The sequence below is a fragment of the Mycobacterium sp. E3247 genome (assembly GCF_001667785.1).
Taxonomy (GTDB): Bacteria; Actinomycetota; Actinomycetes; order Mycobacteriales; family Mycobacteriaceae; genus Mycobacterium.
This window is the reverse complement of record NZ_LZJG01000238.1, coordinates 1-16576: the sequence shown is the minus strand read 5'-3', so window position 1 is coordinate 16576 and position 16576 is coordinate 1. Positions and strand designations below refer to the sequence as shown.

Here is a 16576-nt window from a genome sequence, read left to right as displayed (position 1 = left end):
TTGCTCAGGTCGTCGAAGACGATCAGCACGTGCTTGCCGTCGTACATCCAGTGCTGGGCGATCGCCGAACCGGTGTATGGCGCAAGCCATTTGAAGCCTGCCGAGTCGGACGCCGGGGCCGCGACGATGGTGGTGTAGTCCATAGCGCCGCCCTCTTCGAGCGCTCGCCGGACCGACGCGATCGTGGTGCCCTTCTGACCGATGGCCACGTACACGCAGCGGACCTGCTTTTTCTCGTCGCCGCTCTCCCAGTTCTCCCGCTGGTTGAGGATGGTGTCAACGCACACGGCGGTCTTGCCGGTCTTGCGGTCGCCGATGATCAGCTGCCGCTGGCCTCGACCGATCGGGGTCATCGCGTCGATGGCCTTGATGCCGGTCTGCAGCGGCTCGCTCACACTCTGCCGCTGCACCACCGAAGGCGCCTGGATCTCCAGCGCGCGGCGGATGTCGGTGTCGATGTCCCCCCGACCGTCGATGGGCTGGCCGAGCGGATTGACCACACGCCCCAGGAAGGCGTCGCCGACCGGGACGGACAGGACCTCCCCGGTGCGCTTGACCTGTTGGCCCTCTTCGATTTTCTCGAAGTCACCCAGGATCACCGCGCCGACGCTGTGTTCGTCGAGGTTCAGGGCGACGCCGAGAACCCCGCCGGGGAACTCGAGCAGCTCCTGCGTCATGACGGAGGGCAGGCCTTCGACGTGCGCGATGCCGTCCCCGGCCTCGACGACGGTACCGACCTCTTCGCGTGAGGTGTCGGAGGTGAAAGAGCCTACATACTCCTCGATGGCGCTTTGGATGTCATCAGCGGAGATTGTCAACTCGGCCATGGCTTTTCGTCTTCCTACTTGATCTTGGTTCGCGTGTGCTTGTGAATGGTTGGTGTCAGTCGGGCAGTTGCGCCTGGGCTGCGGCAAGGCGCGAAGCGAGTGTCCCGTCAATCACTTCGTCGGCCACGGAGATGAGCAGCCCGCCCAGCAGTTCGTCGGAGATCTGCAGCTGCACCGTCACCGGGTGGCCGTAGATGCGGCCGAGGACGTCGGTGAGGCGGGACCGCTGGGCATCGCTGAGCTCGGCCGCCGCACCGACCTGTGCGACGATCTCGCCGCGACGTGCCACGGCGACTTCCGCCAGGAACTGGACGGCCTCCTCGGCCGACTCGCCTCTGAGCAGTTGGACGGTCTGGGTCAGCAGCGCCTGCACGATCGGGTTGACTCTGTTGCTCGCGCTGTCAAGCACCTTGCGCAGCAGGCCGATTCGTCCTTCCACCGGGACGCCGTAGTCGCCCAGCAGGATGGCGAGCCGCGGCTGCGAGTCCAGGATGCGCGAGAACCGGAACAACTGCTCTTCGACTTCGTCGACCTTGTTCTCACGCTCGGCGACTTCCAGCAGCGCCTGCCGCGAGATGTGCTCGATGGCGGCGGCCAGGTCGGAGTTGGCCGACCAACGCTCCGAGACGGCCAGCCGCAACACGTCGAGAGTGGCGTCAGCGACCTTGCCGGAGACCAACCGCTCGATCAACCGGACCCGGGGCGCCGCGTCCTCGGCGGGCACCGTCAGATACCGGGTGACGACGATCTCCCGGTCGAGCATTTCGGCTACCGAGACAAGCTCGGCTGACAGATCGGAAAGGGCTTTGTTGTCAAGGCCTTTGGCGATGTCACTGAACCGCTCCGACAGCCCCGCCACCGCTGCGCGACTGGCGGAGCGCATCTTCGCCAGCAGCGGATATTGGACCTCCGCTGGCGCAGGGGCCATCGCTTCGAGGTCGTCCAGGAACCGATCGACGGTGGCCGATTGCTGCGCCGGCTCGGCGACGTAGTTGCGCACCAATTCGCCGGCCTGACGCACCGCTTCGTGGCCGAGCTCCAGGCGAAGCTGGCGGCTCAGTTGCGTACGCAGCAGGTCGACCTGGCGGCCGCCCTGTGCGGTGATGCGCTCGGACTCGACCGCGGATTGGGCCCGGAACTGCTCGGCGATGCGGCCAGCGTCCGTTTGGGCCTCCTCGACGAGCCGTTCGGCTTCGACCTTGGCGGATTCCACGGCCTTGCTGTGGGCCGTGGTCGACTCACTCAGCCGGTCGGCCGCCGCCGCAGAGTCTTTCAACTGCTGGCGGACGGCGTCTTGACGAGCAGCCATCAGACGGCGCACCGGGGGCACGACGTACCGCACGACCAGGAAAACGATTGCCGCAAAACCGATCAACTGCCCGATGAAAGTCGACATACGCGCTTACCGCCCAGACTTACCGGTGGCCGCGGCGGCCGGAGCCACCTCTACACCGAGGATCCGGCTGGCCAGCGTCGCCGACATGGCCGCCACGTTGGCGCGCAGATCCAGCTCCACGGCGTCTCTCTCCCGCTTCAATTGCTCGGAGGCCATTTGCAACGTCGACAGCACCTGCTGCTCCGCACGGGCGCGCGCGTCTTCGACCAGCTTACGGCCCTCTGCGCGGGCATTGTCGCGCAACGACGACGCCTGAACCCGCGCTTCCGTCAGGGCTTCTTCGTAGTCGGCCTTGGCGGCGTCGAACTGCTCGCCGGCCTTCTTGTTGTCGGCGACCGTCTTGGCGACCATGGCGTCACGCTCGCGCAACACCCGCATGACGGGCGGCACGACGAACGTGCCGATGACGGCCAGCACGATCAAGAAGATCGCCAGCACGAAGAAGAAAGTGCCGTTCGGAACGAGGAAGTTGTTGCCTCCCTCGGCCAGCACCTGGCTGGACGCCAGAACGCTCAGGCTCGCGTCACCCATCACAGCGAATTAGGTGCCGACGGGTGTGGCGAAGACGAACAGCGCCATGAACGCCAGGTTGATGAAGTAGGCCGCCTCGACCAGACCGACGGTGATGAAGAACGGCGTGAACAGCCGGCCTTGTGCCTCGGGTTGCCGGGCGATGCCGGAGACCAGCGCGTTACCGGCGATACCGTCACCGATACCGGCGCCGATCGCGCCGCCGCCCATGATGAGTCCACCGCCGATGAGCGCAGCGGCAGCGACTTGGGGGTCCAGAGCCATTCTTATCCTCCTTGATAGCTGGTAGCGGTCTACCAGGCCTCTGTAATGGTGCGTGGGACAAAGCAATTCGTGATGGTCTCAGTCATGGTGTTCCTCGATCTCCATGGCTTGGCTGAAGTAGAGGATGGTCAAGATCGAGAAGATGAACGCCTGGATCGCCCCGACGAACAGGTCGAAGGCCTTCCAGATGGCGTTGGGTGCCCACATGATGTAGGGCGGGAAGAGCGCGATCAACGCGACCAGGATGCCGCCGGCGAAGATGTTGCCGAAAAGTCGGAGCGACAACGAGATCGGCTTGGCCAGTTCTTCGACGAGGTTGATCGGCGCCAGGAACGCAACGTGACCTTTGAGCACCGCGAGCGGGTGTCCGACGATGCCGCGGCGCCAGATGCCGGCCACGTGATAGCAGACGAAGACGAACAGGGCCAGCGCCAGGACGTAATTGATGTCGGCTGCGGCCGACTTCAGCAGCTCGGTGGTGTGCCCGGACTTGTCGGTGTACTGCAGCGGCAGCACGGACAGCCAGTTGGAGATCAGGATGAACACGAAGATCGTGACGGCCAGCGGCAACACGAACGGCGCGATCCGCATTCCGATCGCGCTTTCGATCTGGTCGCGCATCTGGACGGTGATGGCCTCCCAGAACAGCTGCACGCCGCTGGGGACGCCGGTGGAGGTGATCTTCGCGCGCAGGAAGAAGGCCAGCGCGAGCACGATCACCGCCGCGATCGCGGTGGACAGGATCGTGTCCGTGTTGACGGTCATGCCCAGCCACGTGGCGTGGGTGTGCTCGCCGACCTCGATGGCGGATTCGGCCAGGAACGTCGTCTCAGTCATCGTTGCTGTTCTTTCCTTCGGTTCCGTCCGATCCCGCGATCACGCCGCCTCCGTCCGCGGGATGCGCCTCGGCCCAGTCGCCGGCGCGCAGCTTCTTCCACACGGGAAGCGCCGTCGACGCCACCAACAAGACCTGGAAAAGCGCCAATCCGAACACGACGCCCAGGCCGGCGGGCCGGAAGACGTAGGCGATGATCAGCCCGATGACGGTGATGATGGCCAGCCGGGTGGCGGAGTTCAGCGCCATCGTGCTTTTCAGCGGATGCTCCTTCGCGGTGATCGACGCGACCGAACGACGCACCAAGAGGGCGTTGAGCAAACCGAGGAGCAACCCGACGCCGAAGAACACCCCGACCATCGGGTGACCGGTCATGCTGGCGACGATGACCGCCACCGCGGTGACGGCAATGCTGAGGACCAACAGGCGGACCGGGCGGAACGCAACAGAGGGAAACACCAACGGCGCGTCCTGCGCTGGTGTCGTCACTGCAGCACCTCAATCCCAAGTTGGTGGAGCGGGAGTCCCCCGACCGACTGATCGGTGGCCCGCCGAGCGTATCGCACGTCACAGTGGAATCGCCCAAGGGGTATCTCCCGGCGCGAGTCCTCAGCCGACCCGACCGGATCTGTGTCCGATGGACCGGCAATTTGTGCGGCTTTTTGGGGCTCTACCTGCACCGTACCATAGGGCGAGGCACCCCTACTACTAGCTGTCGTAGTCCTCGTCGTCGTACTCGTCGCGCCGGCGCATGAGGGGAATCGCCGTCGCGATGCCGGCGACCACGATGGCGCCCAGCATCACCGCCGCGGTGTGGCGGGGATTGAAGAAGATGGTGCTGGCCGCGCCGAACGCGACGATGCCCACCCAGAGGTAGATCAGCAACACCACTCGGCGGTGGGAGTGCCCGATCTGCAGCAACCGGTGATGCAGGTGCATCTTGTCGGGACTGAACGCGCTGCGGCCGGCGCGGGTGCGACGCACGATCGCCAGCAGCAAATCGAGCATCGGCACGAACATGACGGCGACCACCAGCAGGAACGGCGACAGCAGCGCGAACACGTCGCGCGCGCCGTAGGCGTTTTGCGAGACGGGGCCGGCGGCGGTGGTGGAGGCCGCGGCGAGCATCAGGCCGATCAGCATCGAGCCGGAATCACCCATGAAGATCTTGGCGCGGTGGAAGTTGTGCGGCAGGAAGCCGAGACAGGCGCCCGCGAGCACCACGGAGATCACGGCGGGCGGATAGAAGAGGACATCGCCGCCGTGATCGCGCAGCAGTCCGACCGAGAACATGCAGATCGCCAGCGCGGTGATCAACCCGAGCCCGGCGGCCAGCCCGTCGAGCCCGTCGACGAAGTTCATCGCGTTGACGATGGAGACGGTCAACGCCAGCGTGAGCAGGATGGACGAGGCCTGGTCCAGCACGATGGTGCCGACGCCGCCGATCGGGATGTACAGGACGCTCCAGGCCACGCCCATGGTGACCAGCACGCTGGCCGCGGTGATCTGACCGGCGAACTTCGTCAGCGCGTCGAGCCCCCACCGATCGTCGATGAGGCCGATGCCCATGATGACCGCGCCGGCCACCAGCACCGCGGGCATACCGGTCGAGTAGACGAACCCGCGGGTGAGCGCCGGGAGCTGCGACGCCAGGAAGACGGCCGAGACGACGCCGAGAAACATCGCCAACCCACCCATACGCGGGGTGGGCGTCACGTGCACGTCGCGCTCCCGCGGATAGGCAACGGCACCGAGCCGGGCGGCGAGCACCCGCACCGGGCCGGTTGCGAAGTAGGTGATGATCGCCGCGGTCAACCCCACAAGTGCCAGCTCGCGCAGGGGGACTCCGGCGCCGCGGTCACCCAGGGCGAGCAAACCACTGGCAAGGTTCGCTAGGTCGCCGGCCGGGTCGCTGGACACGTCGAGACCGTACTGCACCAACCTGGCAACGGGGGAAACCGCTCCGGTCAGGCTTGAACAGTCAGGCTTTCGGGATCGACACCGAGCACTTCCGCGATTCGTTCGGCGCTCACCGGGCCGGGTCGCAGGATCCGCGGGGCGGGTCCGGTCAGGTCGACGATCGTGGAGGCCGCCCGCTGCTCGGCCGTCCCCGCGTCGAGATAGACGTCGACGAGATCGCCGAGTTGATTGCGGGCCTCGTCGGCGTCCACTGCGGGCGGACGGCCGGAGACGTTCGCGCTGGAAACGGCCATGGGCCCCACTTCGCGCAACAACTCGATGGCCACCGGGTGCAGCGGCATACGCAGCATCACGGTCCCGCGGGCGTCGCCGAGGTCCCATTGCAGCGACGGTGCCTGCGCCACCACCAGGCTCAGCGCGCCCGGCCAGAACGCGCGGATCAGGTCTCGGGCCCCGCCCGGCATGGTGTAGACCAGGCCCTCGATGGTGTGCCAGGAGCCGACCAGCACGCCGATCGGCATGTCGCGGCCCCGCCCCTTCGCCGATAGCAGGGCGGCGACCGCGGCGCTGTTGAACGCGTCGGCGCCGATGCCGTAGACGGTGTCCGTCGGCATGACGACCAATCGGCCGCCCTTGAGCGCCCCCGCCGCCGAGGCGATCCCGCGCGAACGCTGGTCGGGGTCGGCGCAGTCGAACACTTCGGTCACACCCGACCCCGCTTTCTGCGGGCGGTGACGAACCGCGGCCGGCCGGCGAGGTCGCGGCGGGCCTCGACTTCCTCGAAAAGCCCTGTCCTGCAGATCACTTCCACCGTTTGCGAAGAGGTGGTGTCGTCATGCTCGACGGCGAAGATGCCGCCCGGGCGAAGCCAGCGACCGGCCAGGGCGACGATGGGGGCGATCACCGCCATCCCGTCCGGTCCGCCGAACACCGCGTGATGCGGATCGTGTTGAGCGACTTCGGGTTCCACGTCTGCAGCATCGGGGACATAGGGCGGATTGGCCACCACCGCGTCGACCTCGCCGTCCAGGTCCGGCAGCAGCGCGGGCTCGGTGGCGTCGGCGCGGATGAATTCGACGGCAGTGCCGGCGGCGTTGCGCCGCGCGTATTGGAGGGCCACGTCGGAGTCGTCGATGCCGATGACCCGGGCATCGGGGCGCTCGTGGGCGAGCGCCACCGCCAATGCACCCGAACCAGTGCACAGGTCGACGATGACGGGCCGTGCCGGGAGGGGCTGTTGGGTGGCCCACGCGAACAGCGCTTCGGTTTCCGGGCGCGGTAGGAAGACGCCCGGGCCGACGTGCAGCGTCAGCGGTCCGAACGCGGCCGTGCCGGTGAGGTGCTGCAACGGCACCCGTCGGGAACGCGCCGCCACGACGTCGCGGTAGCGATCGAGGAAATCGTCGCCGGTCGACTCGAGCAAGGCCAGCCGGCCGCGTTCGGTCCCGGTCAGGTGTGCGGCCAGCTCCTCGGCGTCCCAACGCGCGGAGTCGATCCCCGCCTCGGCCAGCGTCGCCGCAGCGGAGTCGATCGCGCGCCGCACCGCACTCATGCCTGCTGCAGCCGGGATTGTTTGTCGGCGGCGCTCAGCGCATCGAACATCGCGTCGAGGTCGCCGTCGAGTACCTGATCGAGATTGTGCGCCTTGAAACCGATCCGGTGGTCGGTGATCCGGTTCTCCGGGAAGTTGTAGGTGCGAATCCGTTCGCTGCGGTCCACGGTCCTGATCTGGCTGGCCCGGTCGGCCGACGCGTCGGCCAGCGCCTGTTCCTCGGCCAGCGCTTGCAGCCGGGCGGCGAGCACCTGCAACGCACGCGCCTTGTTCTGCAGCTGCGAGCGTTCGTTCTGGCAGGTGACCACGATGCCGGTGGGTAGATGTGTGATCCGCACCGCGGAGTCGGTGGTGTTCACCCCCTGCCCGCCCTTGCCGGACGAGCGGTACACGTCGATGCGCAGATCCGACTCGTCGATCTGCACCTCGCCCACTTCCTCGGGTTCGGGATAGACCAGGACCCCGGCGGCTGAAGTGTGAACGCGTCCTTGGGATTCCGTCACCGGGACGCGCTGCACCCGATGCACCCCGCCCTCGAACTTCATCCGGGACCACACGCCGTCGGACGAGTCGCCCTTGCTGGCGATGGACAGCGTCGCATCCTTGTAGCCACCGAGGTCCGATGTCGTCTCATCCAGTACCGTCACCGTCCAGCCGTGCCGCTCGGCATAGCGGATGTACATCCTGGCCAGATCCGCCGCGAACAACGCCGATTCCTCGCCGCCCTCACCCGATTTGACTTCGAGCACGATGTCGTCGGGATCGTGCGGGTCGCGGGGGGCCAGCATGTCGGTCAGTTGGGTGTCCAGTTCGGCGACCCGTGATTCAAGCTCGGTGACCTCCGCGGCGAACGAGTCGTCGTCGGCGGCCAGCTCACGCGCGGCCTCCAGGTCGCCGCGCGCCGACTCCAGCTTGCGGTAGGTGGCGACGATGGGGGCCAACCGGGCGAAACGGCGGCCGGCTTTGCGCGCCTCGACGGGGTTGCTGTGCAGGTCGGGGTCCGCCAGCCGTCGCTCGAGCTCGGCGTGCTCGGCCAGCAGCACATCAATCGTCTGCACCGGCTGCGTCACGTGTCACCTCCTGCCCGGTCCGCTCCCGCTTTCTTACTGCCGCAAACGCAAACCGACGCCCGGCCTGTGCTCGCTCGCACAGTTCGGGCGTCGGCAACGCAGCTATTTGTCGGTGTTGTCCGCCGCGGCGCCTTTGCGCTTGCCGTAACGCTTCTCGAAGCGGGCCACCCGGCCGCCGCTGTCCAGAATCTTCTGCTTGCCGGTGTAGAACGGGTGGCACTGCGAGCACACCTCGACGACGATGTTGCCGCCGGCCTTGGTGCTGCGGGTCTGAAAAGTGTTCCCGCACCCGCAGTGCACGGTGGTCTCCGCGTAGGCGGGGTGAATGTCGGCTTTCATGCTGTCCTTTTCGGTCGTTTGCCCGCGACCCCCGTGCCTGGCGAACGTGAGCCGGTTCGGGGATAGTCGAGCGTCGATTATGCCAGGTCAACCGCTGTCTTCCCAAAACACCGAGTTGGGCCGTGGCATTCCCGGGAACCGGGGCCGGGCAGCGGCGTGATCGGCGGGTTGCCGGTTGCCGATCGCCGCGAGACATAAACCACGGCGAAACCCGCCGGCGGGTCGTGTACGTGGTTTATGTGTCGTGGCCAGACCAGCCCGGCCTAGGGGTGATCGGTCAGTCGTTGTCCATGGATCCGGGCGTGGTCTTGGAGACCTGCACCAGGAACTCGTAGTTCGTCTTCGTCTTGCGCAATTGCGACATCAGCAGGTCGATGGCCTGGTGGGAATCCAGACCTGACAGCACGCGGCGCAGCTTGTGCACGATGCCGAACTCGTCGGGCGACAGCAGCAGCTCGTCCTTGCGGGTGCCGGAGGGGTTGACGTCGACCGCCGGGAAGACCCGCCGCTCGGAGATCTTGCGGTCCAGCTTGAGCTCGGCATTACCGGTGCCCTTGAACTCCTCGAAGATGACCGTGTCACCGGTGGATCCGGTCTCGACCATCGCCGTGGCGATGATGGTCAGCGACCCGCCTTCCTCGATGTTTCGCGCGGCACCCAGGAATCGCTTCGGCGGGTACAGGGCGGTGGAGTCGACACCACCGGACAGGATCCGGCCCGATGCGGGCGACGCGTTGTTGTAGGCGCGGCCCAGACGGGTGATCGAGTCGAGCAGCACCACGACGTCCTTGCCCTGCTCGACGAGGCGCTTGGCACGTTCGATGGCCAGCTCGGCGACTGCCGTGTGGTCCGTGGGCGGCCGGTCGAAGGTCGACGCGATGACCTCGCCCTTGACGGAGCGCGTCATGTCGGTGACCTCCTCGGGGCGCTCGTCGACGAGCACGACCATGAGGTGGCATTCCGGGTTGTTCTTGGTGATCGCGTTGGCGATGTCCTGCAGGATCGTCGTCTTACCGGCCTTCGGCGGCGACACGATCAGGGCGCGCTGGCCCTTACCGATCGGCATGATCAGGTCGATGACCCGGGTGGTCAGCCGGTCGGGGGTGGTTTCCAGGCGAAGCCGCTGGTTGGGGTAGAGCGGCGTCAGCTTGCTGAAATCGGGCCGCTTTTTCGCGTCCTCGACCGGGCCACCGTTGACGCTGTCCAGGCGGACCAGCGGGTTGAACTTCTGGCGCTGGTTGGGCTGTTCGCCGTCTTTCGGCACGCGAACCGCGCCGGTCACCGCGTCGCCGCGGCGCAGGCCGTTCTTGCGCACCATGTTCATGGACACGTAGACGTCGTGCGGACCGGCCAGGTAACCGGAGGTGCGGACGAACGCGTAATTGTCGAGGACGTCAAGGATTCCGGCGACCGGTTGCACGACGTCGTCTTCGCGCAGTTCGGTGTCGCCGCCCTCGCCGGACCGCTCACCGCGCCGCCTCCGGTCGCGGTCGCGGAAGCGGCGACCACGCCTGCCCTGACGGCCCTCGCCGTCATCGTCCTGCTGGTTGGAGCCGCCACGAGATTGCTGGCCGCCCGAGCCTTGCTGGTCACCGCTTTGGTCACCGGCGTCTTGTCCGCGCTCGTCGTTTTGGGTCTCCCGCTTGCCGCCCTGACGGGCGTCATCGTCGCCGGTGGCCGCGCCCTCGCGGGTGCGTGAGCGCTCGCCATCGGTGTCGTCGGCGGTGCGGGCCGATCCCGGCTCGCGCGAGGCGCTGCGCCGCTCACGGCGGGGCGCCTCGGTCGAGGAACCGTTCTGTTGGTCCTGAGCGGTCGGCGCATCGGCGCCGGCGGCGTCGGATTTGCCGCCGTCCTCGGGGGCGGCCGGGGCGGACGTCCCGTTGGACTGTCCCCTGATTTCCTTTATGGCGGCGATGAGTTCGTTCTTGCGCATGCCCGACGTCCCCTTGACGCCGACCTGGTTAGCCAGCGCGCGCAGTTCGGGAAGCACCATGGTCGACAGAGAGCCAACCGGGGCATTGGTTTTGACGTCGGATGTGTCCGGGGTCACGGCGTTCGGCACGTCATTGTTGTCGGTGCTCGCGTCAGCCGTGAACAGGTCCGTATCGGTCACGGATTTCCTTTCTTCCCCCGTTGATCAGGTCATTCGGGGGGTTCGTTGCATTCAGCCAAATTTGCCGAGTGCACCCAATCATCGACTCTGCAACGGTGATCGCCTCAGTCGGCGGAGTAAGCGGCGAACCTCGTTCACGAGAAGAATTGGTGTTGTCCTAGCGGCAACGCAGTATTGATGCAGATGCAGATGCTGCAATTGCTGGACGGGTCCGAGGATAGCCCGCATCTTTGTCGGAAGCAAGCAAACCCTCCGGCCACGCTGTGGATCAACCGGGGACTGTGACTCCCGGGCTCCAGCGAACTCGTTCGCCGGCGGTCATCTCAGTGAGGGCAAATCCGTTCGCGGCCCCGTGCTCCACCACTTCCGCGGGCAACTCCGACTCCGTGCTCAGGGCAATCAGTGCCGGGCCCGCCCCCGAAAGCGTCGCTGCCACGTTATTACGCCGCAGCAGCCGCAAATATTCCGCGGAGGCCGGCATCGCGGGCGCGCGCTGCGGTTGGTGCAGCAGATCCTCGGTGGCCGGCATGAGCAGGTCCGGGCGTTCGGTGAGCGCTACCACCAGCAGGGCCGCGCGGCTGACGTTGAACCGGGCATCGTCATGACTCACCTGAGCCGGCAGCAGCACCCGGGTCTCGGCGGTCAGGGAGCGCTCTTGGGGTATCGCGCAATACAGACGGATGTCGGGGTGGAGTCGCACCGACACCGCCGAGTAGCGCGGCCGCTCACCGGAGCGATCGATCCAGGAGACCACCGCACCGCCGAGCACCGCGGCGGCGGCGTTGTCGGGATGACCCTCGAACTCCGAGGACAGCTGGATCAGCTGCGGGTCGCTCAACGGCTTCGAATCCGCCTGCGTCACAAGGCCGTTCGCTGCCGCCAGGCCGCCTACCACGGCGGCTGCGGACGAGCCGAGGCCGCGGGAGTGCGGGATGGCGTTGCGGCAGCGGACCACCAGCCCCGCGGAGCGCACGCCCGCGGCGCGCAGCCCGCATTCGACGGCGCGGACCACCAGGTGTTCGGGACCGCGCGGCACCTGCTCGGCACTCTCCCCCTCGACCAGCACCACCAGGCCCGATTCCGTTGTCTCCACGACGATTTCGTCGCTGAGACTCAATGCCAGGCCGAGGCTGTCGAAACCGGGGCCGAGGTTGGCGCTGGAGGCCGACACCACGGCGCTCGCCACCAGCCCGGCGGGCAGCATCTGGGGCGTCATTTCTCAGGCCAGCCCCAGCTTTTCGACGACCAGCACCGGGTCGACCGGCAGCGGGGACACGGTCGGCATATCCCTCAGCGCGGTGTCGGGATCCTTGAGGCCGTTGCCGGTGACCGTGCACACCACCGTCGAGCCGCGCGCCACCCAACCGTCGTCAACCGCCTTGAGCAGACCCGCGATGCTGGCCGCGGATGCGGGCTCGACGAAGACGCCTTCGCTCTCGGCCACCAGGTGGTAGGCGGCGAGGATCTCCTCGTCGGTGGCGGCCAGGAAGCGGCCGTTGGACTGCTGCTGCGCGTTGACCGCGGCGGCCCACGATGCGGGGGCACCGATGCGGATGGCGGTCGCGATCGTCTCGGGGTGGCGGACGGGGGCGCCGTGCACCAGTGGCGCCGCGCCGGCGGCCTGGGTGCCGAGCATGCGGGGCAGCTTGTCGATGACGCCGTCGTGGTGATATTCGGTGTAGCCCTTCCAGTACGCGGTGATGTTGCCCGCGTTACCCACCGGGAGGGCGTGCACGTCCGGCGCGGCACCCAGCGCGTCGACGATCTCGAACGCCGCCGTCTTCTGGCCCTCGATGCGCACCGGGTTGACCGAGTTGACCAACGCGATCGTCGGGAAGTCGGCGGCCATCTTGCGGGCCAGTTCCAGACAGTCGTCGAAGTTGCCGTCGATCTGAATGATCTTGGCGCCGTGCATGACCGCCTGCGCCAGCTTGCCCATCGCGATCTTGCCCTGCGGGATGAGCACCGCGCAGGTGATGCCGGCGCGGGCCGCGTACGCGGCCGCCGACGCCGAGGTATTGCCGGTCGACGCGCACAGCACGGCCTGCTGACCCCGCGCCAGCGCGTCGGTGACCGCCATGGTCATGCCGCGGTCCTTGAACGAGCCGGTCGGGTTGAGGCCCTCGACCTTCAGGTGCACCGTGCAGCCGGTCTTCTCCGAAAGGCGCGTCGCCGCGATCAGCGGGGTGCCGCCCTCGAGGAGGGTGACCGGGGTCCAGTCGTCGCCCACCGGCAGCCGGTCGCGGTAGGCCGCGATCAATCCCGGCCACGGTTGGTGCACGGCGGTACGCGGAACGCTCATCGGCCGGTCTCTTCCAGCCGCAGCACGCTGGTGACGCCCTGCACGACATCGAGATCGGCCAGCGCGTCGACGGTTTCGGAGAGTGCGGCGTCGGTGGCGCTGTGGGTGACCACCACGACGCGGGCCCCCACCCGCCGCCCGCCTTCGTCGACCACGCCCTCCTGGCGGACCTCGGCGATGCTCACCTCGCGCTTGGCGAATTCGGCCGCCACCGTGGACAACACGCCGGGCTTGTCGGCGACGTTCATGCTGACGTAGTAGCGGGTGGAGATGAAACCCATTGGGGCGATGGGAAGCTGGGCGTACTTCGATTCTTTCGGCCCGCGGCTGCCCAACACCCGGTTGCGGGCGGCCATGACCAAGTCACCGGTGACCGCCGACGCGGTGGGCGCGCCGCCCGCGCCCTGACCGTAGAACATGAGCCGGCCGGCGGCCTTGGCCTCCACCACGACGGCGTTGAATGCCCCGTTGACCGTGGCCAACGGGTGCGACAGCGGCACCAGCGCCGGGTAGACGCGGGCCGAGACCCGCTCCTGTCCGTCGTCACCGGTGATGCGCTCGCAGATGGACAGCAGTTTGATGGTGCAACCCAGGGACCGGGCGGAGGCGAAGTCGGCCGGCGTGATCTTGGTGATGCCCTCGCGATAGACGTCGTCGGCGGTCACCCGGGTGTGGAAGGCGATCGATGCCAGGATCGCGGCCTTGGCCGCGGCGTCGTAGCCCTCGACGTCGGCCGTGGGATCGGCCTCGGCGTACCCCAGCGCGCTCGCCTCTGCCAGGGCGGTGGCGTAGTCGGCGCCGGTGCTGTCCATCGCGGAGAGGATGTAGTTGGTGGTGCCGTTGACGATGCCGGCGACCCGCAGCACGGTGTCTCCCGCCAGCGACTGCGTGAGCGGGCGGATGACCGGGATGGCACCCGCGACAGCCGCCTCGAAATACAGGTCGACGTGGGCGTTTTCGGCGGCCTGCGCCAATTCCCCGGTGGAGGTGGCCAACAGCGCCTTGTTCGCCGTGACGACGGACTTGCCGTGCTCGAGCGCGCGCAGGATCGCTTTGCGGGCCGGCTCCACCGGACCCATCAACTCCAGGACGATGTCGACGTCCTCGCGGGAGACGAGTTCCTCGATGTTGTCGGTGAGCAACTCGATCGGAACGCCTCGGTCGGCGGCCACCCGCCGCACTCCGATGCCGCGCAACACCAGGGGAGCACCGATACGCGCCGCGAGGTCCTCGGCGCTGTCCTCGATGATTCGGACAACTTCGCTGCCGACGTTGCCGAACCCGAGTACCGCTACGCCGACAGGCTTTTCGTCACGGGGCACAGTTCACCTCACTTCCAGACTCAGTAGGTCGTCCACCGTCTCGCGGCGCAGAATCAGGCGCGAGCGCCCCGCACGCACCGCCACCACGGCCGGCCGACAGACCATGTTGTAGCGGCTGGACAGTGAATAGCAGTACGCGCCGGTCGCGGCGACCCCGAGCAGGTCACCGGGGCGCAGGTCGTCGGGCACCCACGCGTCGCGCACCACGATGTCCCCGCTCTCGCAGTGCTTTCCGACGATCCGGGCCAGGGTCGCCGGCGCATCACTGGCCCGCGACAGCAGCCGGGCGTCGTATTGAGCGTCGTAGAGCGCGGTGCGGATGTTGTCACTCATGCCGCCGTCGACGCTGACATACCGGCGCTGGGCCGTGCTGCTCACGTCGACGTCCTTGACGGTGCCCACCTCGTACAGCGTGATGGTGCCCGGCCCGGCGATGGCACGCCCCGGCTCGACCACCAGCCTCGGAGTGGGCAGGCCCACGGCCGCCGACTCGTTGGCGACGATCGCCGTCAGCTTGGCCGCCAGCTCGGCCACCGGCGGCGGGTCGTCCGTACCCAGGTACGAGATGCCCAGCCCGCCACCGAGATCCACGGTGGAGACCTGGCCCGTCTTGTCGATGCCGAATTCGTCGACGATCTGGTGCAGCAGCCCGATCACGCGGTGTGCGGCTACCTCGAAGCCGTCGACGTCGAAGATCTGCGAGCCGATGTGGCTGTGCAGCCCCACCAATCGCAGGTGGTCGGTGGCGAAAACCCGGCGCACCGCGGCCATCGCCGCGCCGCTGGCCACCGACAGCCCGAACTTCTGGTCCTCGTGTGCGGTCGAGATGAACTCGTGCGTGTGCGCTTCGACCCCGACGGTGAGGCGGACGTAGACGTCCTGGACGACGCCGGCCTCCCCCGCGATCGTGTCGAGGCGCTCGATTTCGGTCATCGAGTCCAAGACGATATGCGCGACACCGGCTTTGACCGCCGCGGTCAGCTCCGCGACGGATTTGTTGTTGCCGTGGAACGTGATTCGCTCCGGGGGAAAGTCGGCGTGCAGCGCGACGGCGAGCTCGCCGCCGGTGGACACGTCCAGCGACAGGCCCTCCTCATCGACCCACCGGGCGATCTCGCTGCACAGGAAGGCCTTGGCCGCGTAGCACACGTTCTGCCCGCCGCCGAAGGCCGTCGCCAGCTCGCGGCACCGGGACCGGAAGTCGTCCTCGTCGACGACGAACAGCGGGGTCCCGTACTCCTGGGTGAGCTGGGTGACCGGTATTCCGGCGAGGTTGGCCACCCCGGTGTCGTCGCGAAGGATGTTGCGCGGCCAGACATTCGGCGCAAGCCGCAGCAGCTCGTCGGGCGATTGCGGCCGCGGCGTGCTATCGGGGTGCCGGGCGTCTTCGGCGTGCCGGGGGCCGGCGGGGTGCACGTTCACATTCGCTCCGGAGCGGTGACACCGAGGATCGTCAGCCCGTTGGCGATGACCTGGCGGGTGGTCTCGCACAGCGCCAGGCGCGCGGCGTGCAGGTCGGTGGGCTGCTCGTCCCCCTGGGGCAGCACCCGGCACGAGTCGTAGAACCGGTGGTAGTCGCCGGCCAGGTCTTCCAGGTACCGGCACACCCGATGCGGCTCCCGCAGGGACGCAGCGGTTTTCAGCACGCGGGGGAACTCTCCGATGCTGCGCAGCAGCGTCCCCTCCTTGTCGTGGCTGAGCAGCTCGAGGTGCCCGGTGTCGGGGACCAGGCCCAGCTCCGCGGCGTTGCGGGCCAGCGCCGACAGCCGCGCGTGCGCGTATTGCACGTAGTAGACCGGGTTTTCGTTCGACGCCGACGACCACAGCGCCAGGTCGATGTCGATCGGGGTGTCGACCGAGGAGCGGATCAGGCTGTAGCGCGCCGCGTCGACGCCGATCGCCTCCACCAGGTCGTCGAGCGTGATCACCGTTCCCGCCCGCTTGCTCATCCGGACCGGCGCGCCGTCGCGCACCAGGTTGACCATCTGCCCGATCAGCACCTCGACGTGGGCCGGGTCGTCACCGAATGCGGCGGCCACGGCCTTGAGCCGGGCGATGTATCCGTGGTGGTCGGCGCCGAGCATGTAGATGCACAGGTCGAAGCC

At 67.7% G+C, this 16576-nt stretch carries 16 protein-coding genes and 1 pseudogene; all 17 read right to left on the bottom strand.

Translation table 11 applies throughout. The annotated features are described in order from the left end of the window. Positions 1–827, bottom strand: a pseudogene (locus A9X04_RS12820) (F0F1 ATP synthase subunit alpha); the annotation flags it as partial. Positions 828–882: 55 nt separating this feature from the next. Further along, complete coding sequence (locus A9X04_RS12815; protein ID WP_067920859.1) at positions 883–2223, bottom strand: F0F1 ATP synthase subunit B/delta; 1341 nt, start codon at positions 2221–2223, stop codon at positions 883–885. 6 nt (positions 2224–2229) lie between these two features. Further along, positions 2230–2754 (bottom strand): F0F1 ATP synthase subunit B, encoded by a 525-nt coding sequence (locus A9X04_RS12810; RefSeq protein WP_067920857.1) that lies wholly within the window; start codon positions 2752–2754, stop codon positions 2230–2232. Positions 2755–2763: 9 nt separating this feature from the next. Further along, positions 2764–3012: a F0F1 ATP synthase subunit C gene (locus A9X04_RS12805; RefSeq protein WP_024636915.1), complete on the bottom strand. Its 249-nt coding sequence runs from the start codon at positions 3010–3012 to the stop codon at positions 2764–2766. Between the two features lie 84 nt (positions 3013–3096). Then, positions 3097–3855, bottom strand: coding sequence for a F0F1 ATP synthase subunit A (gene atpB / locus A9X04_RS12800; protein WP_067920855.1), 759 nt, complete (start codon positions 3853–3855; stop codon positions 3097–3099). Beyond that, complete coding sequence (locus A9X04_RS12795) at positions 3848–4342, bottom strand: ATP synthase subunit I (protein ID WP_067920853.1); 495 nt, start codon at positions 4340–4342, stop codon at positions 3848–3850. Before A9X04_RS12795 ends, atpB begins: the two co-directional genes overlap by 8 nt. 219 nt (positions 4343–4561) lie before the next feature. After that, positions 4562–5791, bottom strand: coding sequence for a glycosyltransferase family 4 protein (locus tag A9X04_RS12790; RefSeq protein ID WP_067920851.1), 1230 nt, complete (start codon positions 5789–5791; stop codon positions 4562–4564). A gap of 29 nt (positions 5792–5820) precedes the next feature. Continuing rightward, the gene (locus A9X04_RS12785) at positions 5821–6480 is read right to left on the bottom strand and encodes an L-threonylcarbamoyladenylate synthase (protein WP_067920849.1); all 660 of its coding nucleotides are present in this window, start codon (positions 6478–6480) and stop codon (positions 5821–5823) included. Further along, positions 6477–7325: a peptide chain release factor N(5)-glutamine methyltransferase gene (prmC, locus tag A9X04_RS12780; RefSeq protein WP_067920847.1), complete on the bottom strand. Its 849-nt coding sequence runs from the start codon at positions 7323–7325 to the stop codon at positions 6477–6479. Before prmC ends, A9X04_RS12785 begins: the two co-directional genes overlap by 4 nt. Then, complete coding sequence (prfA, locus tag A9X04_RS12775) at positions 7322–8395, bottom strand: peptide chain release factor 1 (protein WP_067920845.1); 1074 nt, start codon at positions 8393–8395, stop codon at positions 7322–7324. The genes prmC and prfA overlap by 4 nt, the downstream gene beginning before the upstream one ends. Before the next feature lie 102 nt (positions 8396–8497). Then, positions 8498–8734, bottom strand: a complete 237-nt coding sequence (gene rpmE / locus A9X04_RS12770) for a 50S ribosomal protein L31 (RefSeq protein WP_067920843.1) — start codon at positions 8732–8734, stop codon at positions 8498–8500. Between the two features lie 277 nt (positions 8735–9011). Further along, positions 9012–10847, bottom strand: coding sequence for a transcription termination factor Rho (gene rho / locus A9X04_RS12765; RefSeq protein WP_067920841.1), 1836 nt, complete (start codon positions 10845–10847; stop codon positions 9012–9014). Positions 10848–11115: 268 nt separating this feature from the next. Beyond that, positions 11116–12063 carry a homoserine kinase gene (thrB, locus tag A9X04_RS12760; RefSeq protein ID WP_067920839.1) on the bottom strand — a complete coding sequence of 316 codons (948 nt, stop codon included), beginning with the start codon at positions 12061–12063 and terminating at the stop codon, positions 11116–11118. A gap of 3 nt (positions 12064–12066) precedes the next feature. Then, a complete protein-coding gene (gene thrC, locus A9X04_RS12755; protein ID WP_067920837.1) occupies positions 12067–13149 on the bottom strand; it encodes a threonine synthase in 1083 nt (360 codons plus the stop codon). Next, entirely contained in the window at positions 13146–14471 is a 1326-nt protein-coding gene (locus A9X04_RS12750) for a homoserine dehydrogenase (RefSeq protein WP_067920834.1), read from the bottom strand. The genes thrC and A9X04_RS12750 overlap by 4 nt, the downstream gene beginning before the upstream one ends. A gap of 3 nt (positions 14472–14474) precedes the next feature. Further along, complete coding sequence (gene lysA, locus A9X04_RS12745; protein WP_067920832.1) at positions 14475–15893, bottom strand: diaminopimelate decarboxylase; 1419 nt, start codon at positions 15891–15893, stop codon at positions 14475–14477. Then, a partial coding sequence (locus A9X04_RS12740; RefSeq protein ID WP_082974977.1) for a DALR anticodon-binding domain-containing protein occupies positions 15890–16576 on the bottom strand: 687 nt, incomplete at its 5' end. The genes lysA and A9X04_RS12740, both read right to left, overlap by 4 nt.